The organism is Cupriavidus sp. UYPR2.512, assembly GCF_000379565.1.
Classification (GTDB): Bacteria; Pseudomonadota; Gammaproteobacteria; order Burkholderiales; family Burkholderiaceae; genus Cupriavidus.
Map to the genome: position 1 here is coordinate 86,791 of NZ_KB903075.1, position 23,933 is coordinate 110,723.

23 protein-coding genes and 2 pseudogenes are annotated in these 23,933 nt (G+C 66.5%); 9 read left to right on the top strand and 16 right to left on the bottom strand.

Annotated elements, in window-relative coordinates; genetic code table 11:
- Window positions 1–15: 15 nt before the first annotated feature.
- Window positions 16–3,528, bottom strand: coding sequence for a DNA polymerase III subunit alpha (dnaE, locus tag A3A5_RS0120550; RefSeq protein ID WP_018312406.1), 3,513 nt, complete (start codon window positions 3,526–3,528; stop codon window positions 16–18).
- 207 nt (window positions 3,529–3,735) lie between these two features.
- On the opposite strand from dnaE, the gene A3A5_RS0120555 reads away from it, so the two are divergent.
- On the top strand, window positions 3,736–4,584 hold the full coding sequence (locus A3A5_RS0120555; protein ID WP_018312407.1) for a sulfurtransferase: 849 nt from the start codon (window positions 3,736–3,738) through the stop codon (window positions 4,582–4,584).
- A 12-nt stretch (window positions 4,585–4,596) separates the two neighbouring features.
- Here A3A5_RS0120555 and A3A5_RS0120560 read toward each other — a convergent pair whose 3' ends face one another.
- From A3A5_RS0120560 to rpsP, 5 genes are all read right to left on the bottom strand, one after another.
- Window positions 4,597–5,277 (bottom strand): CoA pyrophosphatase, encoded by a 681-nt coding sequence (locus A3A5_RS0120560; RefSeq protein ID WP_018312408.1) that lies wholly within the window; start codon window positions 5,275–5,277, stop codon window positions 4,597–4,599.
- Window positions 5,278–5,421: 144 nt separating this feature from the next.
- Complete coding sequence (gene rplS / locus A3A5_RS0120565) at window positions 5,422–5,814, bottom strand: 50S ribosomal protein L19 (protein ID WP_018312409.1); 393 nt, start codon at window positions 5,812–5,814, stop codon at window positions 5,422–5,424.
- A 75-nt stretch (window positions 5,815–5,889) separates the two neighbouring features.
- Window positions 5,890–6,672 (bottom strand): tRNA (guanosine(37)-N1)-methyltransferase TrmD, encoded by a 783-nt coding sequence (gene trmD, locus A3A5_RS0120570; RefSeq protein ID WP_018312410.1) that lies wholly within the window; start codon window positions 6,670–6,672, stop codon window positions 5,890–5,892.
- 44 nt (window positions 6,673–6,716) lie between these two features.
- Entirely contained in the window at window positions 6,717–7,352 is a 636-nt protein-coding gene (gene rimM, locus A3A5_RS0120575) for a ribosome maturation factor RimM (protein ID WP_051108553.1), read from the bottom strand.
- Between the two features lie 99 nt (window positions 7,353–7,451).
- Window positions 7,452–7,706 (bottom strand): 30S ribosomal protein S16, encoded by a 255-nt coding sequence (gene rpsP, locus A3A5_RS0120580; RefSeq protein WP_018312412.1) that lies wholly within the window; start codon window positions 7,704–7,706, stop codon window positions 7,452–7,454.
- 152 nt (window positions 7,707–7,858) lie between these two features.
- Between rpsP and A3A5_RS0120585 the strand changes: the two genes are divergently transcribed.
- The 6 genes and pseudogenes from A3A5_RS0120585 to A3A5_RS44130 all read left to right on the top strand — a co-directional run.
- Entirely contained in the window at window positions 7,859–8,986 is a 1,128-nt protein-coding gene (locus tag A3A5_RS0120585) for a sorbosone dehydrogenase family protein (RefSeq protein ID WP_018312413.1), read from the top strand.
- A gap of 153 nt (window positions 8,987–9,139) precedes the next feature.
- A complete protein-coding gene (locus A3A5_RS0120590) occupies window positions 9,140–9,541 on the top strand; it encodes a hypothetical protein (RefSeq protein ID WP_018312414.1) in 402 nt (133 codons plus the stop codon).
- A gap of 292 nt (window positions 9,542–9,833) precedes the next feature.
- Window positions 9,834–9,989 carry a hypothetical protein gene (locus tag A3A5_RS44125; protein WP_018312415.1) on the top strand — a complete coding sequence of 52 codons (156 nt, stop codon included), beginning with the start codon at window positions 9,834–9,836 and terminating at the stop codon, window positions 9,987–9,989.
- Between the two features lie 136 nt (window positions 9,990–10,125).
- Window positions 10,126–10,614 (top strand): NINE protein, encoded by a 489-nt coding sequence (locus tag A3A5_RS0120600; RefSeq protein WP_018312416.1) that lies wholly within the window; start codon window positions 10,126–10,128, stop codon window positions 10,612–10,614.
- A gap of 21 nt (window positions 10,615–10,635) precedes the next feature.
- Window positions 10,636–10,713 (top strand): annotated as a pseudogene (locus tag A3A5_RS45760) (hypothetical protein); the annotation flags it as partial.
- 26 nt (window positions 10,714–10,739) lie between these two features.
- Window positions 10,740–10,874: pseudogene (locus tag A3A5_RS44130) on the top strand (LysR family transcriptional regulator); the annotation flags it as partial.
- 296 nt (window positions 10,875–11,170) lie between these two features.
- Here A3A5_RS44130 and A3A5_RS0120610 read toward each other — a convergent pair.
- Both A3A5_RS0120610 and A3A5_RS0120615 read right to left on the bottom strand, forming a co-directional pair.
- Window positions 11,171–12,391, bottom strand: coding sequence for a PA0069 family radical SAM protein (locus tag A3A5_RS0120610; RefSeq protein WP_232431418.1), 1,221 nt, complete (start codon window positions 12,389–12,391; stop codon window positions 11,171–11,173).
- A gap of 11 nt (window positions 12,392–12,402) precedes the next feature.
- The gene (locus A3A5_RS0120615; RefSeq protein ID WP_018312419.1) at window positions 12,403–12,906 is read right to left on the bottom strand and encodes an Lrp/AsnC ligand binding domain-containing protein; all 504 of its coding nucleotides are present in this window, start codon (window positions 12,904–12,906) and stop codon (window positions 12,403–12,405) included.
- Between the two features lie 108 nt (window positions 12,907–13,014).
- Between A3A5_RS0120615 and A3A5_RS0120620 the strand changes: the two genes are divergently transcribed.
- On the top strand, window positions 13,015–14,319 hold the full coding sequence (locus A3A5_RS0120620) for a D-amino acid dehydrogenase (RefSeq protein ID WP_018312420.1): 1,305 nt from the start codon (window positions 13,015–13,017) through the stop codon (window positions 14,317–14,319).
- Between the two features lie 76 nt (window positions 14,320–14,395).
- On the opposite strand, the gene A3A5_RS0120625 is transcribed toward A3A5_RS0120620, so the two are convergent.
- From A3A5_RS0120625 to A3A5_RS0120660, 8 genes are all read right to left on the bottom strand, one after another.
- Window positions 14,396–16,180, bottom strand: a complete 1,785-nt coding sequence (locus A3A5_RS0120625) for an acyl-CoA dehydrogenase (protein ID WP_018312421.1) — start codon at window positions 16,178–16,180, stop codon at window positions 14,396–14,398.
- 98 nt (window positions 16,181–16,278) lie between these two features.
- Complete coding sequence (locus A3A5_RS0120630; RefSeq protein ID WP_010812937.1) at window positions 16,279–17,214, bottom strand: electron transfer flavoprotein subunit alpha/FixB family protein; 936 nt, start codon at window positions 17,212–17,214, stop codon at window positions 16,279–16,281.
- Window positions 17,215–17,232: 18 nt separating this feature from the next.
- Entirely contained in the window at window positions 17,233–17,982 is a 750-nt protein-coding gene (locus A3A5_RS0120635; protein WP_018312422.1) for an electron transfer flavoprotein subunit beta/FixA family protein, read from the bottom strand.
- 218 nt (window positions 17,983–18,200) lie between these two features.
- A complete protein-coding gene (locus tag A3A5_RS0120640; RefSeq protein WP_018312423.1) occupies window positions 18,201–18,998 on the bottom strand; it encodes a MetQ/NlpA family ABC transporter substrate-binding protein in 798 nt (265 codons plus the stop codon).
- 60 nt (window positions 18,999–19,058) lie between these two features.
- A complete protein-coding gene (locus A3A5_RS0120645) occupies window positions 19,059–19,712 on the bottom strand; it encodes a methionine ABC transporter permease (protein WP_018312424.1) in 654 nt (217 codons plus the stop codon).
- On the bottom strand, window positions 19,702–20,736 hold the full coding sequence (locus tag A3A5_RS0120650) for a methionine ABC transporter ATP-binding protein (RefSeq protein ID WP_018312425.1): 1,035 nt from the start codon (window positions 20,734–20,736) through the stop codon (window positions 19,702–19,704). Before A3A5_RS0120650 ends, A3A5_RS0120645 begins: the two co-directional genes overlap by 11 nt.
- Before the next feature lie 164 nt (window positions 20,737–20,900).
- Complete coding sequence (locus A3A5_RS0120655) at window positions 20,901–21,704, bottom strand: enoyl-CoA hydratase (RefSeq protein ID WP_026200957.1); 804 nt, start codon at window positions 21,702–21,704, stop codon at window positions 20,901–20,903.
- 12 nt (window positions 21,705–21,716) lie between these two features.
- A complete protein-coding gene (locus A3A5_RS0120660) occupies window positions 21,717–22,640 on the bottom strand; it encodes a histone deacetylase family protein (protein WP_018312427.1) in 924 nt (307 codons plus the stop codon).
- 149 nt (window positions 22,641–22,789) lie between these two features.
- Between A3A5_RS0120660 and mltB the strand changes: the two genes are divergently transcribed.
- Complete coding sequence (mltB, locus tag A3A5_RS0120665) at window positions 22,790–23,896, top strand: lytic murein transglycosylase B (protein WP_018312428.1); 1,107 nt, start codon at window positions 22,790–22,792, stop codon at window positions 23,894–23,896.
- The last annotated feature ends 37 nt before the right edge of the window (window positions 23,897–23,933 follow it).

Below are 23,933 nucleotides of genomic sequence, written 5' to 3' on the forward strand. Positions count from 1 at the left end.
CGCCGCTTCCGTGGCTTATTCGTAAACCGTGCTGACACTGTCCGGCGACAGCGCCAGCCGCAAGGCCATCAGCGCATCGTCCGACGGCACCACACGCCAGTCAGGGCCCAGCATGGCCTCGCACGAGGCCGCCGCCGACTGGTAGTGGATGCGCACCGGCAGACCCTGCGCACCGCTGGCCCGGGCCAGGTGCGGCATCAGCAGTTCACGCAACATCCCGGCCGACGAATTCCCATTCATCGACAACCGCACGGCACTGGCAAACTTGACGCGTGCGGCCACCAGGTCCATCACCGACTCCGCCGTAAACCTGACCCCGCCGGTAAACGTATCGTGCCGCGCATTCCCCGTGGCAATCAACAACTCGTCCTCGCGGAACATTTGCCGGTTGGCGTCGAAGACCTCGTTGAACACCGTCATCTCGACCAGCCCGGTGCCGTCGTCCAGCGTCACGATCAGCATCTTGCCGCGCTGGGTCATCTGCGTGCGGATGCCGGCGATCACGCCGGCGATGGTCTTGCCGCGCACGTCGCGGCCGAAGCCGCCGCCGTTGCCCTGCACTTCCTTTTCCAGCGCGGCCAGCGTGCCCTTGTTGAAGCGGCGGACCTCGTCGCGGTAGGCGTCGAACAGGTGGCCGGAGAAGTAGTAGCCAAGCGCCTGCTTCTCTTCCTGCAGCGTGCGCTTGGCGCTCCAGCGCGCCTCGTCGAGCAGCTCGGGGCGGTGCGCTTCGCCGGCATCGCCCATCAGGTCGAACAGCGACACCTGGTTGGCGGACTCGGCCTTCTGCTCGGCGGCCTCCATGGCGATCGGCACCGATGCCAGCAGTTGGGCGCGGTTGTCGTTCAGGCTGTCGAAAGCGCCCGCGCGGATCAGGGCCTCCATGGTGCGGCGGTTGACCTGGCGGCGGTCGACGCGCTCGCAGAAATCAAACAGATCGGTGAACGGGCGCTCTTCGCGCGCGCGCAGGATGTCTTCAATGGCGCCCTGGCCGCTGCCCTTGATGCCGCCCAGGCCGTAGCGGATGGTCTTGGCGTCGGTCGGCGCGAAGCGGTATTCGCTGGCGTTGACGTCGGGCGGCAGCACCGCGAGCTTGTTGAGCTTGCAGTCCTCGTAGAGGATCTTGACCTTGTCGGTGTCATCCATGGCCAGCGACATGTTGGCTGCCATGAATTCGGCCGGGTGGTGAGCCTTGAGCCACGCGGTGTAGTACGCCAGCAGCGCATAGGCCGCCGCGTGCGACTTGTTGAAGCCGTAGCCCGCGAACTTCTCCATCAGGTCGAAGATGTCGTCGGCCTGCTGCGCGGAAAGTCCGTTCTTGTCGGCACCTTCGCGGAACATCACGCGGTGCTGCGCCATTTCCTCGGGCTTCTTCTTGCCCATGGCGCGGCGCAGCAGGTCGGCGCCGCCGAGCGAGTAGCCGCCGATGATCTGCGCCATCTGCATCACCTGCTCCTGGTAGACCATGATGCCGTAGGTCTCTTTCAGGACGGGCTCGACGCGCGGATCCGGGTACTCCACCTTCTCGCGGCCGTGCTTGCGCGCGCAGAAGCTGGGGATCAGGTCCATCGGGCCGGGGCGGTAGAGCGCCACCAGCGCGATGATGTCCTCGAAGCGGTCAGGCTTGGCGTCCTTGAGCATGCCCTGCATGCCGCGGCTTTCCAGCTGGAACACGGCGACCGTGTTGGCGGTCTTGAGGATATCGAAGGCGGGGCTGTCGTCGAGCGGGATATGGCTGCAGTTCCAGTCGGCCTTGCCGGGGTCCAGGCGGCGGATATAGCGCTCGGCCCAGTCCAGGATGGTCAGCGTGGTCAGGCCCAGAAAGTCGAACTTGACCAGGCCCGCGGCCTCGACGTCGTCCTTGTCGTACTGGCTGACTACGCCGCTCATGCCGTCGTTCTGCGCGCCCTGCGTGTACAGCGGGCAGAAATCGGTCAGCCTGCCGGGCGCGATCAGCACGCCGCCGGCGTGCATGCCGACGTTGCGCGTCATGCCTTCCACGCGCTGCGCCAGTTCCAGCAGCTGGCGCACTTCTTCCTCGTTGCTCTCGCGCTCGGTCAGCAGCGGCTCTTCCTTCTTGGCCTCTTCGATGGTGACCAGCTTGCCCGGCTTGAACGGGATCAGCTTGGCAATGCCGTCGACAAAACCGTAGCCGAGGTCGAGCACGCGCCCCACGTCGCGCACCGCGGCCTTGGCCGCCATGGTGCCGAAGGTGGCGATCTGCGACACCGCGTCCTTGCCGTACTTCTCCTTCACGTACGTGATCACGCGATCGCGCCCGTGCTGGCAGAAGTCGATGTCGAAGTCGGGCATCGAGACCCGTTCCGGGTTCAGGAAACGCTCGAACAGCAGTGCGTACTTGAGCGGATCCAGGTCGGTAATGCCCAGCGCATACGCCACCAGCGAACCGGCACCCGAGCCGCGGCCCGGTCCCACCGGCACGCCGTTGTTCTTGGCCCAGTTGATAAAGTCCGCCACGATCAGGAAGTAGCCGGGGAAGCCCATCTTGATGATGGTGCCGGTCTCGAACTCCAGCCGTGCGTAGTATTCCGGGCGTCTGGCTTCGCGCACCGCCTCGTCGGGGAACAGCACCGCCAGGCGCTTCTCCAGGCCGTCCTTGGCCATGTGGACGAGGTAGTCGTCCAGCGACATGCCGTCGGGCGTCGGGAACAGCGGCAGGCGCGGCTTGCCCAGCTCCAGCGTCAGGTTGCAGCGGCGCGCGATTTCGACCGCGTTCTCCAGCGCCGAGGGGATGTCCGCGAACAGCGCGCACATCTCGTCCTGGGTCTTGAAGTACTGGTCGGTGGTAAAGCGCCGGGTGCGGCGCGGATTGGCCAGCAGCTCGCCCTCGGCGATGCACACGCGCGCCTCGTGCGCGGTGTAGTCGTCCGGCGTCATGAACTGCACCGGATGCGTGGCCACCACCGGCAGTTGCAGTTCCGCCGCCAGCTGCACGGCCTGCTGTACGTAGGCATCGGTGCCGGCATTGCCGGCGCGCTGCAGTTCGATGTAGAAGCGCTGCGCGAATACCGTGGACCAATGCAGTGCCGCGCGGCGCGCACTGTCGGCATTGCCGTTAGCCAGCGCCATGCCGATATCGCCACCCATTGCGCCCGACAGGGCGATCATGCCGGTCGCCAGCGGCAGGTCGTCTTCGCCGGGTTCCAGGAACCAGGCCGGATCGATCTCGGCGCGGCCGCGGTGCTGGTTGCCCAGCCACGCGCGCGACAGCAGCATGCACAGGTTCAGGTAGCCGCGGCGGTCCTGCACCAGCAGCAGCAGGCGCGACGGCTTGTCGCGGTCCTCGGCGTTGGTGAGCCAGACGTCGGCGCCGACCACCGGCTTCACGCCGCCGGCGCGCGCCTCCTTGTAGTAACGGATCAGCCCGAAGGCGTTGGCAAGATCCGTCAGGGCGAGCGCGCCCATGCCATCGGCGGCGGCGGCCTTGACGGCGTCTTCCAGGCGGACGATGCCGTCCACGATGGAATATTCGGAATGCAGGCGGAGGTGTACGAAGCGGGGTGCGGACATGGGCGATATTGTACCGGCTCAGCCCGCTGGCATGCCTCCGATATTGCGTGCAGGCGGCCTGGCGCGAGCGCCTGGCATAGCTGATCGCAGCGCTTGGGAATGCGCGGCGCCGGCGCCCGCACGCGTTATAATTTCGCCTTTCCAATCAGGCAGTTATCGCAAGCCGTCGGCGCCCTCCCGGACGCAGCCGTGCAGGCACAGTCTCTCATGCAGATCGTCAATATTTCCGCTTACAAATTCGTCTCGCTGGATGACATCGAGACCCTGCGCCCGGCCATGCGCGAGCGTTGCGAAGCGGCCGGCCTGAAGGGCACGATCCTGCTCGCGCCGGAAGGCATCAATATGTTCCTGGCCGGCCCGCGCGCAGCCATCGACGGTTTCATGGCCTGGCTGCACGCCGATGCGCGCTTTGCCGATATCGCGCCCAAGGAAAGCCTGTCGGAAAACCAGCCCTTCAAGCGCATGCTGGTGCGCGCCAAGAAGGAAATCATCACCATGAAGATGCCGCTGATCCGCCCCGAGGAAGGCCGCGCGCCGTCAGTGCGGCCGGCCGACCTGAAGCGCTGGCTGGACCAGGGGCACGACGACGAAGGCCGCCCGGTGGTGCTGCTGGACACGCGCAATGATTTCGAAGTCGCGGTTGGCACGTTCGAAGACGCCGTCGAATACGACATCGCCAAGTTCAGCGAATTTCCCGACGCAGTGGCGGCCCACAAGGCGGAGCTGGAAGGCAAGACCGTGGTGTCGTTCTGCACCGGCGGCATCCGCTGCGAGAAGGCGGCGATCCATATGCAGGAAGTCGGGGTCGAGCGCGTGTACCAGCTTGAGGGCGGCATCCTGAAGTACTTCGAGGAAGTCGGCGGCAGCCACTATCGCGGCGACTGTTTCGTCTTTGACTACCGCACCGCGCTGAACCCCAGCCTGGAGCCGGCTGGCCCCAAGCAGTGCTTTGCCTGCCGCGCGGTGGTCACGCCGCAGGAGCAGCAAAGCCCGCATTACGTGGTCGGCAAGAGCTGCCCCCGCTGCATCGGCAGCAAGGACCAGGCCGCAGCGTAAGCACCCGGCGGCTCAGGCCGCCAGCAGGTGGTAAAGATTGCGCAGCATGCCCGCGGTGGCGCCCCAGATAAAGCGGTGGCCGCCAGTCTCGCGCGGATAGGGCATGGCGTAGAACACCCGCTCACCGTCAACCCAGCGGAACAGGCGCCGTTCATGGTGGGACGGGTCCATCAGGAACGCGAGCGGCACTTCGAAGACATCGGCAACTTCCGAGGCATCCGGGCGCAGCGTGAAACCGTCACGCACCAGCCCTACCACGGGGCTCACATGGAAACCGGTGCCGGTGATGTAGTCCGGCAGCGCGCCCAGCACTTCCACATAGTCGCGCGCCAGCCCCACTTCTTCTTCCGTCTCGCGCAGCGCCGTGTCGATACGGTTGACATCCCATGACTCCTGCCGCCCGCCCGGGAAGCTGATCTGCCCGGCATGCGCGCTCAGGTTGGCATTGCGCTGCGTCAGCAGCACCGTCAGGCCGTCACGGCGCTCCACCAGCGGCACCAGCACGGCGGCGTCGCGCAGCCCGCGGCTGCGGTCATAGACGCGCGATTCATCAGTGAGCTCCGGCGCCCAGGCCGGCGGCACCTGGAAGCGGTGCCGGATAAAGTCCACCTCCAGCCGCGGCGCGCTCAGGGCGCCGTTGCGCAGGTCGGTGTCGATGACGGGGAGGGATTCGGGATCGAAAGCAGGACGCATAACATCGCAAGTATGACAGAAGCGCGCATTCTGGCGCCGCAGCAAAAGCGCCTGCCGTTGCCGCCGCGCCAATGCAAAAAGGGCACCCTGGGGTGCCCTTCCTGAGGAAACGCTGGCCGGGCTGCCCCGGCCGGCATGCCCAGCTTACTGTGCAGCCTTGGCAGCGACAGCAGCCTTCGACACCAGCTTTTCCTTGATACGTGCGGACTTGCCCGAACGCTGGCGCAGGTAGTACAGCTTCGCGCGACGCACGTCGCCGCGACGCTTCACTTCGATGGCAGCGATCAGCGGCGAGTACAGCTGGAACGTACGTTCCACGCCTTCACCCGACGAGATCTTGCGCACGATGAAGGACGAATTCAGGCCGCGGTTGCGCTTGGCAATCACGACGCCTTCGTAGGCCTGCACGCGCTTGCGGGTACCTTCCACCACGTTCACGCTGACGATCACGGTGTCGCCAGGTGCGAATGCGGGGATGGTCTTGTTCGCGGTCAGACGCGCGATCTCTTCCTTCTCGATCTGCTCGATGATGTTCATCGTTTTTTCTCCGTAACCATCGTGCCGGCGTTGTATGCCCCAGGCATTGCCCGGGCCCCGGCAGAGGATGGGGTTTTACCTGGCGGGGGTCTCCCCCCGCCCTTCCTTCGCCGCCCATTCCGACAAGAATTTCTCGTCGGCCCGGGTCAGCAAACCTTGTTCGCGGGCGGCCTCGATCAGGTCGGGGCGCTTGCTCGCGGTATTGGCCAGCGCCTGCTGGCGCCGCCATTTCTCGATCTCGGCGTGATGGCCTCCGAGCAGGATGTCGGGGACCCGCACGCCTTCATATTCTTCCGGCCGCGTGTAGTGCGGACAATCCAGCAGGCCGTTGACGAAGCTGTCCTGCACGGCCGACTGGGCATCGCCCAGCACGCCGGGCAAGTGCCGCACCACGGCGTCGATCAGCGCCATCGCCGGCAGCTCGCCGCCCGACAGCACGAAGTCGCCGAGGCTGATTTCCTCATCCACGCGGCGGTCGATCAGCCGCTGGTCGATGGCCTCGTACCGGCCGCACAGCAGGACCAGGCCCGGCCGTTCGGCCAGCTCCATCACCTTGGCATGCGACAGCGTCTTGCCCTGCGGAGACATCAGCACCACATGCGGCTTTGGCACGCCGGCCTGCGCCTGCGCCGCCACCGCGGCATCGATCGCGTCATCCAGCGGCTTGGCCAGCATCACCATGCCGGGGCCGCCGCCGTAAGGACGATCATCGATGGTGCGGTAGTTGTCGACCGTGAAATCACGCGGATTCCAGGTACGCAAGCCATACCGCTGCTGCTTGGCTGCCCGGCTGGTGATACCCCAGTCGGTCAACGCGCGAAACATCTCGGGAAACAGCGTGATCACATCGAACTGCATCCGCTCTCTCCCAATGCCAATCCTGCGCCATCGCGGGCACAGGCTCAGTAGTCGAGCCCCCAGTCCACCACGATGCGCCTGCCCGCGGTATCCACCGAACGCAGGAACGCATCGACAAACGGAATCAGCCGTTCGCCGGCCTTGCCGTCAGGGAGCACGCAGGCCACCTGCAGGATCTGGTGGGCACCGTTGTCGATCAGCCCGGACACCTCGCCCAGCAACTCGCCTTGCTCGTTGCTGACGGTGCAGCCGATCAGGTCGACCCAGTAGAACTCATCTTCTTCCGGCGCGGGAAAATCCGCACGCCGGATCCACACGCGACGGCCCTTGAGCGCTTCCGCAAGATTGCGGTCGGCCACGCCGGACGCTTGCGCCACGACGGTGCCACTGTGCTCGCGCGACTGCGCGATCTTTACGCAGACGGGCTGGGCACGCGACGCATCGGCCACCACCAGCCCCGCCTGCGGCGGTGCCAGCAGCCACCAGCGGCGGGCATGCAGCAAGGCCGAAGCATCATCGGCATGCGGCAAGACCTTGATCCAGCCACGGATGCCGTAGGCAGCGCCAATATAGCCGACCTCCACCAGGTCTTCTGGCAGGGGGTCGGCATAAAGGAGCGCCGCGGGCAGTTTGCAAGCCTTTTGCGGCTCGCCCGGGGACTGAACCAGCGGTCGGTTCAGCGGCCGGGCAGCGCCCTGCTTTCGTTCAGTCACGTGTGCAATAAGAACGCGCCCGGCCGGCCGTGAAAACGGCTCGGCCGGGCGCGCTGCAGGCGACGATCAGGCAGCAGCCTTGGCGGCGCCTTGCTTGACCAGGCGGGCAACGGTCGGCGACAGTTGCGCGCCAACGCCTTGCCAGTAGGCCAGGCGGTCTTGCGCCAGGCGCAGGCCTTCTTCACCTTCCGAAGCCAGCGGGTTGTAGAAACCAACGCGCTCGATGAAACGACCATCGCGACGGTTGCGCGAGTCGGTGGCGACGATGTTGAAGAACGGGCGCTTCTTGCTGCCGCCGCGAGCCAGACGGATAACGACCATGGAATGATTCCTCAGAAAACGGGGTGTTCGAGGACGTTCGAACACGAAACGCAAGAGTATAGCCCAATTACCGAGGCCAAACAAACACTTAGGTGATTGACGCGCGCCTGCCGCGCAGGCATCGTGGCAAAAAACGCGACAGGAGGCCCGACATGCGCCCGGCTCTGCACTTCATGGCACGCACCGTACGGCCTGCGGCCCTGCTCGCCATTGTACTGCTGGCAGGCACCGGATCCGCGCCGGCCGCCCTGCCGCTGGACCAGGTCCGGCTGCCGCCTGGTTTTCGCATCGAGGTGCTGACACAGGACGTGCCAGGGGCACGCGCCATGGCGATGTCGCCGTCAGGCACGCTCTTCGTCGGCTCGCGCAGCGAAGGCAAGGTCTACGCGGTGACCGACGCGCTGGGGACCCGGCCGCGCGTGCGCACGGTCGCCACCGGGCTGCGCATGCCGGTCGGCGTGGCGTTGCACGACGGCAGCCTGTACGTGTCCTCGGTGTCGAAGATCGTGCGGATCGACCAAATCGAGGCCAGCCTCGACAAGCCGCCGGCGCCAACGGTGGTGAGCGACCGCTTCCCGACGGACGGGCACCACGGCTGGAAATTCATCGCCTTCGGTCCCGACGGCTATCTCTACGTGCCGGTCGGTGCGCCATGCAATATCTGCGCGCCCGACGAGAACCGCTACGCCAACATCATGAAGATGAAGCCAGATGGCAGCGACCTGCAGGTGGTGGCACGCGGCGTGCGCAACACCGTCGGCTTCGACTGGCACCCGGCCACGCGCGAACTGTGGTTCACCGACAATGGCCGCGACCGCATGGGCGACGACCTGCCCGACGACGAACTCAACCGCGCCACCGCTGCCGGCCAGCATTTCGGCTACCCATACTGCCATGCCGGCACGGTTGCCGATCCCGAATACGGCAGCCAGCGCCCCTGCGCCGAGTTCGTGCCGCCGGTGGCCCGCCTGGGCGCGCACGTGGCGGCCCTGGGCATGCGCTTCTACACTGGCACGCAATTCCCGGCGGCCTACCGCAACAACGTCTTCATTGCCGAGCACGGCAGCTGGGACCGCAGCGAGCCGTCCGGCTACCGCGTGGTCCGCGTGGCGTTGGACGATGCCGGCAAGGCGGTGCACCAGGAGGTGTTCGCGCAAGGCTGGCTGCGCGGCGGCAGGCCCTGGGGCCGCCCGGTCGACGTCCTGGTTGCGCCGGACGGTTCGCTGCTGGTCAGCGACGACCTTGCCGGGGCCATTTACCGCATCCGGTACCGACCCTGAATCCCGCTGAAACCCCCACGGAACGGGGGTCTGGGTGGCCGAAACAATCCGTTACACCGGTAACGGGATTGGCATAGGCGCCCTGATGACCCATGCGTACCATGAACCCATCTTCCAACAGCAACACAGCGCGTCAGGAACCTGGGAATCCGCATGCTCACCCGCTCTCTCCTGCGCGACCTGGTGGCTGGCATCCTGGTGGCCTCGGGCCTGGTCGGCGCGGTTGCCGCCAGCCATGCCCAGGTCGCGTTCTGGCAACAAGTACGGCCCGATGGCCGGCCCGCACGGATGCAGTCGCAGCCCCGCGACGGCTGGCAGATGGCAACCGTGCGCGCCGAGAGCCGCGAGCACGTGCAAGCCCAGATCGACCGCATGGAGGCACGCGCCCGTGCCGACGATCGCCTGAGCGGGCGCCGCGCCGCGCTGGCTGGTGCCCGCGACGACAACCGCGGCCGGGGCCAGGAACGCGACAACCCCAATGAAGCCCGCAACGACTCCCGGCCAAGCAACGTCGGCCCCGGCTGGCAGGCACGTGGCCGCGACAATGGCCGATAAAGGTCGCTGCTGACGGCTGCCGGCGCAATCCCGCCCATTGCCGCACGGCCCAACGGTCTTTCCGCGGTTCGCGGAACTCCTCCCCCGCTGCCCCTGTCTCTATTTAAGTGTGTGCCCCGCTTGCCGGGTGCCACGCACAGGCTGCCGCCCGGCGCTGCCCGGGGCTCACAGCGTGCCGTCCAGTGCAGACGGCAATCGAACTGACCTGCCTCTGCCCGACACCTCCTGCCGGACCCGATCAAGACGGCCCGGGCGCAGCCTCCAGAAAGACAATAATTCTGTGAGGTTTGTCATGTCACCCCTTCTTAGCGACCTGGCCGAACACGCGGGCCAGTTATCGCTGTCAATCCTGTTCATGGGCATCCTGACGCTGGTCCTCTATGGCGAAACCCATATCAGCGAGCACGCGGTGGCCTTCCTGGACGGCCTGCAGTCCGGCTGGCATTAGCGCCGTCCTGCGCGTCTTCTGACGCACGTCCCTTTCTTGCGCTGACTGCCGGCGTACAATGTGGGCCGGCCGGTACCCGTGTGCCGCCGTTCCTGTGCCGGTGCATTGCCGGCCCGCAACCGCCGGATACCCGACCATGCCTGCAGCCACGCCAGCCCGCCATGCCTCCACGCTCGTGCCGCCCGCCCGCGGCAAATCGAAGCTGCTGACCGTGGCACTGGCATTCCTGTTCGGCAGCCTCGGCGCGCATCGCTTCTACCTGGGCGGCCTGCGCGACCCGTATGGCTGGGCGCACCTGCTGGCGCTGCTGGCGGGCGCTATCGGCGTGACCTCGATGGCGACCGGCGCGGGCACCCCGGCGCTGAACTGGGCCTTCGCCGTCGCCGGCGGAGCCTCCGTCATCAGCGCCTTCCTGGCGGCCATCGTCTACGGGCTGCGCCCGGACGACAAATGGGACGCACGCTTCAACCTGACCGGCAAACCTACGCGCTCCGGCTGGCCGGTGGTGATCCTGGTGATCCTGTCGCTGCTGATCGGCACCGGCCTGCTGATGGCCGGGCTGGCGATCAGTTTCCAGACCTTCTTCGAATCACAGGTCGAGGCCGCCCGCGCGTTGTCGCAATAGCGGCGCGGCGACATCGGCGCCGTGCATTTCTACCTGAGCGAGCTGGGCGGGTCCACCTCCACCGCCAGCGCCCGCCTGGGCCGGCTGGAACAGTCGCTGGGCAGCCGCCTGTTGCACCGCACCACCCGGTGGTGCCAGCCGTGTCGATCTGGGCAGTGTTTCCCAGCCGGCACCTGGTACCGCCCAAGACACGCGCCTTCGTGGACGTCTTCGCCGAGCGCTTCGGCAACCCGCCCTACTGGGACCGGCCCGACATCTAGAGCGCACTCCACGCTTGCGCATGATCAAGGCCGGCTCAAACCGCGGCTCCCCTTTCCGTCAATTCGCCCATACTGGTAGAGCCGTCCGATTCCGGCGGCGTCACGCGCGGCGGGGCCATACCCTGGCGCAAAGGAGCAAGCATCGACATGCCAACCTATGAGGAAGGACGCCTGGCGGCGATCGCTGTCAGGCTGGCGCTGTCCTCGGGACTGCCGCCATCGAGCGCGAAGGCCGCGCTGGAACTCGCCAGCAGCATGATCGGCGACCAGCAGGCCACCGAGCGCGCTCAGAAGACTCAGAACAGCGAACCCTGCGGATCGTCCTTGCCGCGGGGCCCCCTGACTGGCGGGCGGAAACGAGACGTATCCAGCTCGAACCGGTTGTAACGGAAACCTAGCCGATCGGCGGCCTTGTAGAAGCGCTGGCGCAGCAAGTCCGCCCACGCGCCCGTACCGCGCATGCGCGAGGCAAAGCTGGCATCGTAGGCTTTGCCCCCGCGCATGTCACGCACGCGGTTCATCACCCGTTCCGCGCGGTCGGGAAAATGCGCCAGCAGCCATTCCTCGAACAGCGGCCGCACTTCCCAGGGCAGCCGCAGCACGATGTAGTTTGCATAGACGGCGCCCGCTTCGTGCGCCGCTTCCAATACACGCTCCAGGTCGGGTTCGGTGATGAACGGGATCACCGGGGCGATGCTCACACCCACCGGGATGCCCGCGTCGGTCAGCGTGCGGATGGTGCGCAGCCGACGCGACGGCGTCGCCGCGCGCGGCTCCAGCGTGCGCGCGATGCCGGCGTCCAGCGTGGTGATGGTGACCGCCGCCACCGCCAGCCGCTTGGCCGCCATCGGCGCGAGCAGGTCGATATCGCGCTCGATCAGCGACGACTTGGTAATCAGCGCCACCGGGTGGTCGCACTCGTTCAGAACCTCCAGCAGGCCGCGCGTGATGCGCTGTTCGCGCTCGATCGGCTGGTAGGCGTCGGTGTTGACGCCCAGCGCGATAGTCTCGCAGTGGTACGACGGCCGTGCCAGCGCCTCGCGCAGCCGCTCGGCGGCGTTGGTTTTGGCATAAAGCTGCGTTTCAAAGTCCAGCCCTGGCGACAAGTCCAGGTAGGCGTGCGTCGGCCGGGCGAAGCAGTAGATGCAGCCGTGCTCGCAACCGCGGTAGGGGTTGAGCGAGACATCGAACGGGATGTCGGGCGATGCATTGCGCGTCAGGACCGAACGGGCGCGCTCGATATGGACTTCCGTGCGCAGCGGCGGCAGCGGGGCTGCCTCAGGCGACGCCGCGGCCTCGGTGGTACCCGGTGCCGCTTCCGGTGCACTGCCCCAGCCATCGTCGAACGCTTCACGCAGGTCGCGCTCGAAACGCCCCTGCAGGTTGCTCACGGCACCCCGGCCCTTGCGCGCCACGGCCGGCCGCGGGCCTGCCTGCGGCGCGACCGCGTCCGGGTCGGCATCGGGCCGCGTCGGGCGGCTGCCGGCGGGCTTGGGTTTCTGCGGGGGGCGCTCCATGCTGGCCTTGGTCACACTGCCTGGCTCTTCTCCTCGACGGAAATCGCCAGCGTCTCCTTGATCTCTTCCATCACCACATAGCTCTTCGACTGCGCTGCGCCGGGCAGCTGCAGCAGGATATCGCCCAGCAGCCGGCGGTATTCGCCGATCTCGCGGATGCGCGCCTTGATCAGGTAGTCGAAATCGCCGGAGACCAGGTGGCATTCCAGCACTTCCGGGATGCGCAGCACCTCGCGCCGGAACTGCTCGAACATATTGCCCGACTTGTTACCCAGCGAGATCTCGACGAACACCAGCAGCGCGCTGCCCAGCAGCGTCGGGTTCAACCGCGCGTAGTAGCCCATGATGACACCATCGCGCTCCAGGCGCTTGACGCGCTCGATACAGGGCGTGATGGTCAGCCCGACCGCCTCGGCCAGGTCCTTCATCGACATCCTGCCGTCGCTCTGCAGCGCCATCAGGATCTTGCGGTCGAGCCGGTCGAGGGTGCGGGTCGGCTGACGACTCGTTCTCATGAGTTTTTCCTGTTTTCCTGAGAAATTCGGTAACTATGACTGGATTGTATTCAATAGTATAGAGACAAATCCTTCATCTAGTTGTCATCGCAGTTGGAGCCCCCGAACATGCGCGTTCTCGTACTTGGCAGTGGCGTTATTGGCGTCACCAGTGCGTGGTACCTGGCCAAGGCCGGTCACGAAGTGACCGTCGTCGACCGCGAGGCGGGTCCCGCGCTCGGCACCAGCTTTGCCAACGCGGGGCAGATCTCGCCCGGCTATGCATCGCCGTGGGCCGCGCCCGGCGTGCCGCTCAAGGCAATCAAGTGGATGTTCCAGGAACACGCGCCGCTCAGCATCCGTCCGGACGGCACGCTGTTCCAGCTGCAATGGATGTGGCAGATGCTGCTGAACTGCAGCGCCGCGCGCTACGCCGTCAACAAGGAGCGCATGGTGCGGCTGGCCGAGTACAGCCGCGACTGCATCCGCGCGCTGCGCGCGGAAACCGGCATCGCTTACGAAGGCCGCCAGCAAGGCACGCTGCAGGTGTTCCGCACCGAAGAGCAGCTGCAAGGCGCGGCCAAGGACATCGCCGTGCTGGAAGAAGCCGGGGTGCCCTACCAGTTGCTTTCGCGCGAGGAACTCGCCGCGAGCGAACCGGCGCTGGCCGCCGTCCGCCACAAGCTGGCCGGCGGCCTGCGCCTCCCCAATGACGAAACCGGCGACTGCGCGCTGTTCACCCAACGGCTGGCTGGCATGGGTGAGATGCTGGGCGTCCGGTTCCTGTACAACCGTTCGATCGACAGCCTGATGACCCAGGGCGATGCCGTCACCGGCGCCGTGGTCAATGGCGAGCCGATGGGCGCTGACCTGGTGGTGGTAGCGCTGGGCAGCTGGTCGACGCAATTGGTGAAGCCGTTCCTGCGCGGCATGTCCAACCTGCCGATCTACCCGCTCAAGGGATTTTCGATCACCGTGCCGCTCAGCGATGCCTCGCGCAGCCCGGTGTCGACCGTGCTGGACGAGACCTACAAGGTCGCCATCACCCGCTTCGACGACCGTATCCGCGTAGGCGGCATGGCGCAGATCGTCGGCTATGACCGCAACCTGGACCCCGCCAAGCGCCGCACGCTCGAGCATGTGGTGACCGATCTCTTCCCCGGCGCCGGCGATGTCAGCCGCGCCACCTTCTGGGCCGGCCTGCGCCCGATGACGCCTGACGGCACGCCTATCGTCGGCCCGACCCAGGTACGCGGCCTGTGGCTGAACACTGGCCACGGCACGCTGGGCTGGACCATGGCCTGCGGCTCGGGCAAGCTGCTGTCGGACCTGGTCTCGGGCAAGTCGCCCGCGATCCGCGCCGACGACCTGTCGGTGGGGCGCTACCTGAAGCCGGCGCGCCAGCGCCTGGCACCGCGCCCGGCTGCCGCCTGACCCAGACACCGTCCCGACCAGCAAAAAGGGCGACCCCGCAGGGTCGCCCTTCACATTTCCTCAACGCGCGTGCCGTTCAGAACTGCTCGGCGGTCAGCGCATTGACCGGCGCCCCGCCGCTGACGACGGCATCACGCAATGCCGACGCCTGCGACAGGATGTGCTCGGCGAAGAAATGCGCGGTCGCGATCTTGGCGTCGTGGAAGGCCGGATCCTCCGCGCGCTTCGCATCGGCAGCCAGCATCGCACGGCCGAACTGCCAGCCGGAGAACACGATGCCGCACAGCTTCAGATAAGGCACGCTGCCGGCAAAGACGGCGTTCGGATCGGACTTGGCATTGGCCACAACAAACGCCACTACGTCTTCCAGCGCCGCGCGGCCCTTGGCCAACTGCGCCTGCACCGCGGTGAACGCGGTGCAGCCATGCTTGCCCAGCGCGGCCTCGGTTTCGGCGATCTGCGCGCAGATCGCGCGTGCCACGGCGCCGCCGTCGCGCAAGGTCTTGCGGCCGATCAGGTCGTTGGCCTGGATTGCCGTGGTGCCTTCGTAGATCGGCAGGATGCGCGCGTCGCGGTAGTGCTGCGCCGCGCCGGTTTCCTCGATAAAGCCCATGCCGCCGTGCACCTGCACGCCCAGGCTGGTGACATCGATCGACAGCTCGGTACTCCAGCCCTTCACCACCGGCACCAGGAACTCGTAGAAGGCCTGGTTCTGCCTGCGCACGGCCTCGTCGGGATGCTGGTGCGCCGCGTCGCTGGCGGCCGCGGCCACGTAGGCCACGGCGCGCGCGCCTTCGGTCAGCGCGCGCATGGTCATCAGCATGCGCTTGACGTCCGGGTGGTGAATGATGGTCACCGCCGCGCGCGCCGAACCATCGACCGGGCGGCTCTGCACGCGCTCGCGCGCAAAGCCCACCGCCTGCTGGTAGGCGCGTTCGGACACTGCGATGCCCTGCATGCCGACCGAGAAGCGTGCCGAGTTCATCATGATGAACATGTACTCGAGGCCACGGTTCTCTTCGCCGACCAGCGTGCCGATGGCGCCGCCATGGTCGCCGAACTGCAGCACTGCCGTGGGGCTCGCCTTGATGCCCAGCTTGTGCTCGATCGACACGCAATGCACATCGTTGCGCTCACCGCTGCTGCCGTCGGCGTTGACCATGAACTTCGGCACGATGAACAGCGAGATGCCCTTGACGCCCTCGGGGGCGGTGGGCGTGCGGGCCAGCACGAGATGGACGATGTTCTTCGCCATGTCGTGCTCGCCGTAGGTGATGAAGATCTTGGTGCCGAACACCTTGTAGGTGCCGTCGCCCTGCGGCTCGGCACGGGTGCGCACCGCGGCCAGGTCCGAGCCGGCCTGCGGCTCGGTCAGGTTCATGGTGCCGGTCCACTCGCCCGAGATCAGCTTGGGCAGGAAGGTGGCCTTCTGCTCATCCGTGCCTGCCGTCAGCAGCGCCTCGATGGCACCGTCGGTCAGCAGCGGGCACAGCGCGAACGACAGGTTCGCGCTGTTCAGCATCTCGTTGCAGGCGGTGGCGATCAGCTTGGGCAGGCCCTGGCCGCCGAACTCCTGCGGGTGCAGCACGCCCTGCCAGCCGCCTTCGCCGAACTGGCGGAAGGCGTCCTTGAAGCCGGGCGTGGTGGTGACCACGCCGTCCTTCCAGCTGCTCGGGTCCAGGTCGCCGGCGCGGTTCAGCGGCGCGACGACCTGCTCGTTGAACTTGGCGGCCTCATCCAGCACGGCCTCGGCCGTTTCCGGCGTGGCTTCTTCGAAGCCCGGCAGTTTGCTGACGGCCTCAAGCCCGGCCAGCTCGTTCATGACGAACAGCATGTCCTTGATCGGCGCACGGTAGGTCATCGATGTCTCCCAACATGTGTGAAAAAGCCGTTCGCGGGTCACCCCCGGAACGGCTCGTACTTGCTACCCGTGCCGGCCGCCGGGCGGCCGGCGAGGCATCAGCCCAGCGCTGCCACCAGCTCCGGCACCACGGTGTTCAGGTCGCCCACCAGGCCGTAGTCGGCCACGGAGAAGATCGGGGCCTCGGCATCCTTGTTGATCGCGACGATCACCTTGGAGTCCTTCATGCCGGCCAGGTGCTGGATCGCGCCGGAGATACCGACGGCGATGTACAGCTGCGGCGCGACGATCTTGCCGGTCTGGCCGACCTGGTAGTCGTTGGGCACGAAGCCGGCGTCCACGGCGGCGCGCGAGGCACCCAGCGCGGCGCCCAGCTTGTCGGCCAGCGGCGTCAGCACCTTGGTGTAGTTCTCACCCGAACCCACGCCACGACCACCCGAGACGATGATCTTGGCGGCGGTCAGTTCCGGACGGTCGCTCTTGGCCACTTCGCGCGAAACAAACTGCGAAACGCCTGCATCGGCCACGGCCGGCAGGGTCTCGACGGCAGCCGAGCCACCTTCGGCGGCGGCGGCGTCAAAGGCGGTGCCGCGCACGGTGATGACCTTGATCTTGTCTTCCGACTTGACCGTGGCGATGGCGTTGCCGGCGTAGATCGGGCGCTCGAACGTGTCCGGGGCATCGACCTTGGAGATTTCCGAGATCTGGGCCACGTCCAGCTTGGCAGCCACGCGCGGCAGGATGTTCTTGCCGTACGGGGTGGCCGGAGCCAGGATGTGCGAGTAGTCGTTGGCAATGGCCAGCGCCTGCTCGGCCACGTTCTCGGCCAGGCCGTCACCAAAGTACGGTGCGTCGGCCAGCAGGACCTTGGTCACGCCGGCGATCTTGGCGGCGGCATCGGCCGCGGCCTTGGCGTTGGCGCCGGCCACCAGCACGTGCACGTCGCCGCCGCACTGGGCAGCGGCGGTCACGGTGTTCAGCGTGGCGGCCTTGATGGATTGATTGTCGTGTTCAGCAATGACGAGTGCAGTCATGTTATTTCTCCCCCGCGCTCAGATAACCTTGGCTTCGTTCTTCAGCTTCTGCACCAGCGTCGCGACGTCCGGCACCATCACACCCGCGCTGCGCTTGGCAGGCTCGACCACCTTCAGGGTCGACAGGCGCGGCTTGACGTCGACGCCGAGGTCTTCCGGCTTGACGATATCGAGCTGCTTCTTCTTGGCCTTCATGATGTTGGGCAGCGTCACGTAGCGCGGCTCGTTCAGGCGCAGGTCGGTCGTGACCACGGCCGGCAGCTTGAGCGACAGCGTTTCCAGACCGCCATCGACTTCACGCGTGACCGAGGCCTTGCCATCGGCAACCACCACCTTCGAGGCGAACGTGGCTTGCGGCAGGCCAGCCAGCGCGGCCACCATCTGGCCGGTCTGGTTGGAGTCGTCGTCGATGGCCTGCTTGCCCAGGATCACCAGTTGCGGCTGTTCCTTGTCGATCAGCGCCTTCAGCAGCTTGGCCACGGCCAGCGGTTGCAGGTCTTCGGTCGATTCCACCAGGATGCCGCGGTCGGCACCGATGGCCATCGCGGTGCGCAGGGTTTCCTGGCACTGCGTGACACCGCACGAGACGGCGATCACTTCGGTGACAACGCCGGCTTCCTTCAGGCGCACGGCCTCTTCCACGGCGATTTCGTCGAAGGGGTTCATGCTCATCTTGACGTTGGCCAGATCGACGCCGGTGCCGTCCGCCTTGACGCGGACCTTGACGTTGTAATCCACCACCCGCTTGACTGCGACGAGTACTTTCATGCGCTCACTCCACTGATAGCTGATAGTCAGAAATTTTGTTCGCTCGTCATTATAACCACCGGGTTGGCGGCTCTCCTGTTTTTCGAACGATCGTACTATTTTATCGGCAAAATGATGCCGGGCATAGCCCGGCAGATCCCAGCCGTCCGACGATTGTGCCGCAAACCGGGGCTTGCGGGCATCGTCTGATTGGATGAAAACCTCAAAGTGACGTCGCCTTACCAGGCGGTGATGACCGAGTCCTTGAAGGTCGAGGTGACGTATTGCTTGATTTCCGGCGAGTGATAGGCCTTCACCAGCTTGGCCACCCAGGGCTTGCTCTTGTCGGCCTCGCGGATCGCGATCAGGTTGGCGTACGGACCCTTGGGGCCTTCGATGGCGATGGCGTCCTTGATTGGCGACAGGCCCGCCGATTCCGCGTAGTTGCCGTTGATGGCAGCGGCATCCAGGTCATCCAGCGAGCGCGGCAGCTGCGCGGCGTCCAGCTCGACGATGCGGATCTTCTTCGGGTTCTCGACGATGTCCAGCGGCGTGGCCTTCAGGCCGGCGTTGGGCTTGAGTTTGATCACGCCCTTGCTCTGCAGCAGCAACAGGCCGCGCCCGCCGTTGGTGGGATCGTTGGGCACGCCCACGCGCGCGCCCTGCTTGAGCTGGTCGAGCGACTTGATCTTCCTGGAGTACACGCCCATCGGGAACGTCACCGTATAGGCGATATGCGTGAACTTGTAGCCGCGGTCCTTGACCTGGGCTTCCAGGTAAGGCAGGTGCTGGTAACTGTTGGCGTCCAGGTCGCCGGCAGCCAGCGCGGCGTTGGGCTGGATGTAGTCGCTGAACTCGACCACCTGGATGTTCAGGCCATCCTTGGCGGCGACCTTCTTCACCTGTTCCATGATCTGGGCGTGCGGGCCGCCAGTCACGCCGATCTTGATCGGCTTTTCCTGGGCGACGGCGCCGGTGGCCAGCGTTGCGCCGATCGCGGCGCCGAGAATCCATTGCAGCAGGTTGCGACGTTGCATGATATGCGTTCCTGTTTCAGAAAATTATTGGCTTGGCGGTGGCTGGTTAACGGTGGCTGATCAACGGTGGCTGATGCGGCGGACAAGCCAGTCGCCGAAACTCTGCACGGCCTGCACGAACACGATCAGGATCACCACCACCGCCACCATGACCTCGGTGATATAGCGCTGGTAGCCGTAGCGGATGCCCAGGTCGCCCAGGCCGCCGCCGCCGATCGCGCCGGCCATGGCCGAATAGCCGACCAGGCTGACAAAGGTGATGGTCAGGCCGGCGACGATGCCGGGCATGGCCTCGGGCAGCAGCACCTTCCACACGATCTGGCCGGTGGTGGCGCCCATCGACTGGGCGGCCTCGACCAGGCCCTTGTCGACCTCGCGCAGCGCGCTTTCCACCAGGCGTGCGATAAACGGGATCGCCGCGATGGTCAGCGGCACGATCGCCGCCGTGGTGCCAATCGACGACCCGACGATAAAGCGCGTGAACGGGATCACCACCACCAGCAGGATGATGAACGGAATCGAACGCACCGCATTGACCACCACGCCGATGCCGCGGTTGAACAGCGGGTGCGACAGCACGCCGCCGCGGTTGGTCAGGTGCAGCAGCACGCCCAGCGGCACGCCCAGCAGCGAGCCGACCACGCCCGAGATCGCCACCATCAGCAGGGTCTCATTGAACGAGGTCAGGAACAGGTCAGACATTTCAGACCACATGCTCGAACTCCTCCACCACGACGCCTTGCGCCTGCAGGTATTCCATCGCCGCCTTCACGTCGGCCAGTTCGCCCGTGGCCATGATCGCCAGCGAGCCGAAGGCCTGGCCCTGGATCTCGTCGATATGGCCGTGCAGGATATTGAAGTCCAGCCCGTAGCGGCGGATCGCCTGGGCCAGCACCGGCTGGTCGACGCCCTCGCCGGTGAAGGCCAGGCGGTAGACGTGGTCGCGCCCGTTGCCCAGCCGGCTCTCCACGCGCTTGAGCACGCTCGCCGGCAGTTCCTGCGAGATGACGTCGCCGATCATGGCGCGGGTGACGTCGTGCTGCGGGCGCAGGAACACGTCGATCACGCGCCCGGTCTCCACCACCTGGCCGGCTTCAAGCACGGCCACGCGGTCGCAGACCTGCTTGATGACTTCCATCTGGTGCGTGATCATCACGATGGTCAGGCCCAGGTCGCGGTTGATCTGCTTGAGCAGCTCCAGGATGGAGCGGGTGGTTTCCGGGTCCAGCGCGGAAGTCGCCTCGTCCGACAGCAGCACTTTGGGCTTGCTGGCCAGCGCGCGCGCAATGCCCACGCGCTGCTTCTGCCCGCCGCTGATCTGTGCCGGATAGCGGTCCTTCAGGGCAGACAGGCCCACCAGGTCCAGCAGCGGCAGCACCGTCGCGGCGATCTCAGTCTTGGGCTTGCCGGCCAGTTCCAGCGGCAGCGCCACATTCTCATACACCGTGCGCGACGACAGCAGGTTGAAGTGCTGGAAGATCATGCCGATCTCGCGGCGGGCCAGGCGCAGCGCGCCCGTGTCCAGCGCTGTCAGTTCCTGGCCCGCGACGATCACGCGGCCGCTCGAGGGGCGGTTCAGCAGGTTGATGGCGCGTACCAGCGTACTCTTGCCGGCGCCGCTGCGGCCGATAATGCCGAAGACTTCGCCCGCCGCGATCGACAGGCTGACGTCCCGCAATGCATGCACGTCGCCTGACGCGCCCGGGAAGCGCTGCGACAGTCCTTGCAGTTCGATCATGGAAAGGTGACCAAAAGAAAACGGCAACAGGCGAGGGATCTCCAGCGCTGTTGCCGCTCGTTATTTTTCTGAAGCGCGTATTTTATGCGATTCGCTTCATACCATAAACGACTTTTTGCCGATGTCTTTATACGTTCCCGGCATATAAGAAGCGAAAAAGTCGATTATGAGCCACGCCAGGACGGCGAGCGCTTGTCAATGAAGGCCTGCACCCCCTCCAGCGCCGACTCGTCCATCATGTTGCAGGCCATGGTCTGGCCAGCGAGCTGGTAGGCGGCCTCGATGCCCATTTCCAGCTGGCGGTAGAACAGGCCCTTGCCGGCGGCCACCGCGGCGGCCGGCTTGGCGCAGATGCTGGCGGCCAGGCGGGCCACCTCTTCGTCCAGCTGGCCAGCGGGCACCACCCGGTTCACCAGCCCGCGTTCACGGGCGGTTTCGGCGTCGATCATGTCGCCGGTCAGCAGCATCTCCATTGCCTGCTTGCGGTGCAGGTTGCGCGACAACGCCACCCCGGGCGTCGAGCAGAACAGGCCCAGGTTGACGCCGGACACCGCAAAGCGCGCATCGTCGGCGGCCACCGCAAGGTCGCACATGGCCACCAGCTGGCAACCCGCCGCCGTGGCGATGCCCTGCACGCGCGCAAGCACCGGTTGCGGCATCTTCTGGATCGCCATCATCATGCGCGTGCAGCGGTCGAACAGGCGCCGGTAGTAGTCGTGCGACGGCGAGGCCCGCATCTCGCGCAGGTCGTGCCCGGCGCAGAAGGCCTTGCCGGCGCCGGCCAGCACCACCACGCGCACGGTGTGGTCCGACGCCAGCCGGCCGAGGGCTTCGGTCAGCGCGTCGAGCAGCCCTTCTGACAGGGCATTGAACGCCTGCGGCCGATTCATGGTCAGTCGCACCACGCCCGCGGCGTCGCGCGATTCGGTCAGCAGCGGTGCGTCCACACGTGCATCGTTCTCGGCCATGGCCATGCTCTCCTATCGTTCCAGCAGCACCTTCAGGTGCGCCAGCACGCTGCGGCCCAGCGCGCTCAGGTTGTAGCCCCCCTCCAGGCAGCTGACGATGCGGCCCTGCGCATGGGCGCGCGCAACATCCACGAGCTGGCCGGTGATCCAGGCGTAGTCCTGCTCCACCAGGCCCATCTGGCCCAGGTCGTCCTCGCGGTGCGCGTCAAAGCCGGCGGAGACAAACAGCATCTGCGGGCGGAATTCATTGAGCCGCGGCAGCCAGATGGTCTCGACCACTTCGCGCACGGCCATGCCGTTGGTATAGGCCGGCAGCGGGATGTTGACCATATTGGGCGCAAGATGCTCGGTGCCGCTGTATGGATAGAACGGGTGCTGGAAAATGCTGCACATCATCACCTGCTCGTCGCCGCGGAACGCCGCTTCGGTGCCGTTGCCGTGGTGCACGTCGAAATCGATGATCGCCACGCGCTCCAGACCGTGTGCCCGCAGCGCGTGGCGCGCGGCAATGGCAACGTTGTTGTAGAAGCAGAAGCCCATGGCGCGGTCGGGCTCGGCGTGGTGACCGGGCGGGCGCACGCAGCAGAACGCGTTCTCGAACTCGCCCGCGATCACCGCATCGGTGGCCGCCACCGCCGCGCCCGCGGCCAGCGTGGCGGCGGCAAGCGTGTGCGAGTTCATCGAGGTATCCGGATCGATCGCGTGATAGCCGCTGGCCGGGCTGGCACGCTCGAGCGAATCGACATAGTCGGGACGGTGCACGCGCTCAAGCTGCTCGCGCGTGGCGGGCGGGGCTTCGCGGCGCTCCAGCAGCCCGTCCAGGCCGTGCGAAATCAGGTGATCCTCGATCGCCTGCAGGCGTTCCGGGCACTCCGGATGGAAATGCCCCATCTCGTGCCGCTGGAACTCGGGGTGCGTGTAATAGCCTGTCGGCATCTCTTATCGTCGCAATGTTGTCTCCAATCGCTACGTTAGCACACGCCAGCCCATGCCACCCAGCGGCGCCGGCGCGCCATGTCGTGACGGCTTGCCCGTAGTAGCCGCAGTGGCATCCGCTATACTCGGTGCGACTTGCAAAGGACACCATGACCGACACCCAGCGCTCACTGCGACGCCCCCTGCTGGGCGCCGCGCTTTCCGCTGCCGCACTCGGACTCTGCGGCCTCTCTCCCAGCCTGCTCGCCGCGGGCAAGCGCCGCGTCAGCATGCGCGAGGAAGAGATCGAACCCGGCCGCTACCGCGACAATCCGCAGACCCGCGCGTTTATCGACGAGATGGTGGCCCGCCACCACCTTGACCGCGGGATGCTGCAGGAGTGGTTTAGCCAGGCGGTCTATTCCGCCACCGTGGTGCGCCTGATCATGCCGCCCGCCACCACCGGCCGCAAAAGCTGGCGCACCTACCGCTCGCGCTTTATCGAGCCGATCCGCATCAACGCGGGCGTGCGCTTCTGGCAAGACAACCGCGACTCGCTGCGCCGCGCCGAAGCCGAGTTCGGCGTGCCGGCCTCGGTCATCGTCGGCATCATCGGCGTGGAAACCATCTATGGCCGCGACATGGGCACCTTCCGCGTGCTCGATTCGCTGTCCACGCTCGCCTTTGACTACCCGGACACGCCCAACCGCGAAGCCCGCAGCACGCTGTTCCGCAACCAGCTGGCCGACTACCTGCTGTGGTGCCGCGACACCCGCACCGACGTGTACTCGGTGCTGGGCTCCTTCGCGGGCGCGATCGGCATCCCGCAGTTCATGCCGACCAGCCTGCGCGAGTACGCCATCGACTACGACAACAACGGCCGCATCGACCTGCGCAACAGCCCTACCGATGCCATCGGCAGTGTGGCGCGCTTCCTGCAGCTGCACGGCTGGGAGCCGGGCCGCCCGGTGGTGTGGCGCATTGCCGGCGACGCCGGCAGCCTGGGCGTCGCCACGGCGGCGGCCGACGGCGAGCCCTGGCCCACGCGCACGCTCAATCAGCTGACCCGCGCCGGCCTGCGCGTGGACGAGCCGATCGACCCCGCGCGCGAAGGCGAGACCGGCGTGCTGGTGGTGGACTTGCCCACCCCCGACCAGCCGACCGAGTACCTGCTCGGCCTGCGCAACTTCTATGTGCTGACGCGCTACAACCGCAGCTTCTTCTATGCGCTGGCGGTGTACCAGCTGGGCGAGGCAGTCAAGGCGGCAATGGGCTGACGCCAGCTGCCCGCCAAAGCAAGAAGGCCTCGCATTT

Bases quoted from the DNA above. Each gene is read 5' to 3' on its own strand.
- dnaE (WP_018312406.1), bottom strand. From the start codon at position 3,528: ATGTCCGCACCCCGCTTCGTACACCTCCGCCTGCATTCCGAATATTCC.
- A3A5_RS0120555 (WP_018312407.1), top strand. From the start codon at position 3,736: ATGCAGATCGTCAATATTTCCGCTTACAAATTCGTCTCGCTGGATGAC.
- A3A5_RS0120560 (WP_018312408.1), bottom strand. From the start codon at position 5,277: ATGCGTCCTGCTTTCGATCCCGAATCCCTCCCCGTCATCGACACCGAC.
- rplS (WP_018312409.1), bottom strand. From the start codon at position 5,814: ATGAACATCATCGAGCAGATCGAGAAGGAAGAGATCGCGCGTCTGACC.
- trmD (WP_018312410.1), bottom strand. From the start codon at position 6,672: ATGCAGTTCGATGTGATCACGCTGTTTCCCGAGATGTTTCGCGCGTTG.
- rpsP (WP_018312412.1), bottom strand. From the start codon at position 7,706: ATGGTCGTTATCCGTCTGGCTCGCGGCGGCAGCAAGAAGCGCCCGTTC.
- A3A5_RS0120585 (WP_018312413.1), top strand. From the start codon at position 7,859: ATGCGCCCGGCTCTGCACTTCATGGCACGCACCGTACGGCCTGCGGCC.
- A3A5_RS0120590 (WP_018312414.1), top strand. From the start codon at position 9,140: ATGCTCACCCGCTCTCTCCTGCGCGACCTGGTGGCTGGCATCCTGGTG.
- A3A5_RS44125 (WP_018312415.1), top strand. From the start codon at position 9,834: ATGTCACCCCTTCTTAGCGACCTGGCCGAACACGCGGGCCAGTTATCG.
- A3A5_RS0120600 (WP_018312416.1), top strand. From the start codon at position 10,126: ATGCCTGCAGCCACGCCAGCCCGCCATGCCTCCACGCTCGTGCCGCCC.
- A3A5_RS0120610 (WP_232431418.1), bottom strand. From the start codon at position 12,391: ATGGAGCGCCCCCCGCAGAAACCCAAGCCCGCCGGCAGCCGCCCGACG.
- A3A5_RS0120615 (WP_018312419.1), bottom strand. From the start codon at position 12,906: ATGAGAACGAGTCGTCAGCCGACCCGCACCCTCGACCGGCTCGACCGC.
- A3A5_RS0120620 (WP_018312420.1), top strand. From the start codon at position 13,015: ATGCGCGTTCTCGTACTTGGCAGTGGCGTTATTGGCGTCACCAGTGCG.
- A3A5_RS0120625 (WP_018312421.1), bottom strand. From the start codon at position 16,180: ATGACCTACCGTGCGCCGATCAAGGACATGCTGTTCGTCATGAACGAG.
- A3A5_RS0120630 (WP_010812937.1), bottom strand. From the start codon at position 17,214: ATGACTGCACTCGTCATTGCTGAACACGACAATCAATCCATCAAGGCC.
- A3A5_RS0120635 (WP_018312422.1), bottom strand. From the start codon at position 17,982: ATGAAAGTACTCGTCGCAGTCAAGCGGGTGGTGGATTACAACGTCAAG.
- A3A5_RS0120640 (WP_018312423.1), bottom strand. From the start codon at position 18,998: ATGCAACGTCGCAACCTGCTGCAATGGATTCTCGGCGCCGCGATCGGC.
- A3A5_RS0120645 (WP_018312424.1), bottom strand. From the start codon at position 19,712: ATGTGGTCTGAAATGTCTGACCTGTTCCTGACCTCGTTCAATGAGACC.
- A3A5_RS0120650 (WP_018312425.1), bottom strand. From the start codon at position 20,736: ATGATCGAACTGCAAGGACTGTCGCAGCGCTTCCCGGGCGCGTCAGGC.
- A3A5_RS0120655 (WP_026200957.1), bottom strand. From the start codon at position 21,704: ATGGCCGAGAACGATGCACGTGTGGACGCACCGCTGCTGACCGAATCG.
- A3A5_RS0120660 (WP_018312427.1), bottom strand. From the start codon at position 22,640: ATGCCGACAGGCTATTACACGCACCCCGAGTTCCAGCGGCACGAGATG.
- mltB (WP_018312428.1), top strand. From the start codon at position 22,790: ATGACCGACACCCAGCGCTCACTGCGACGCCCCCTGCTGGGCGCCGCG.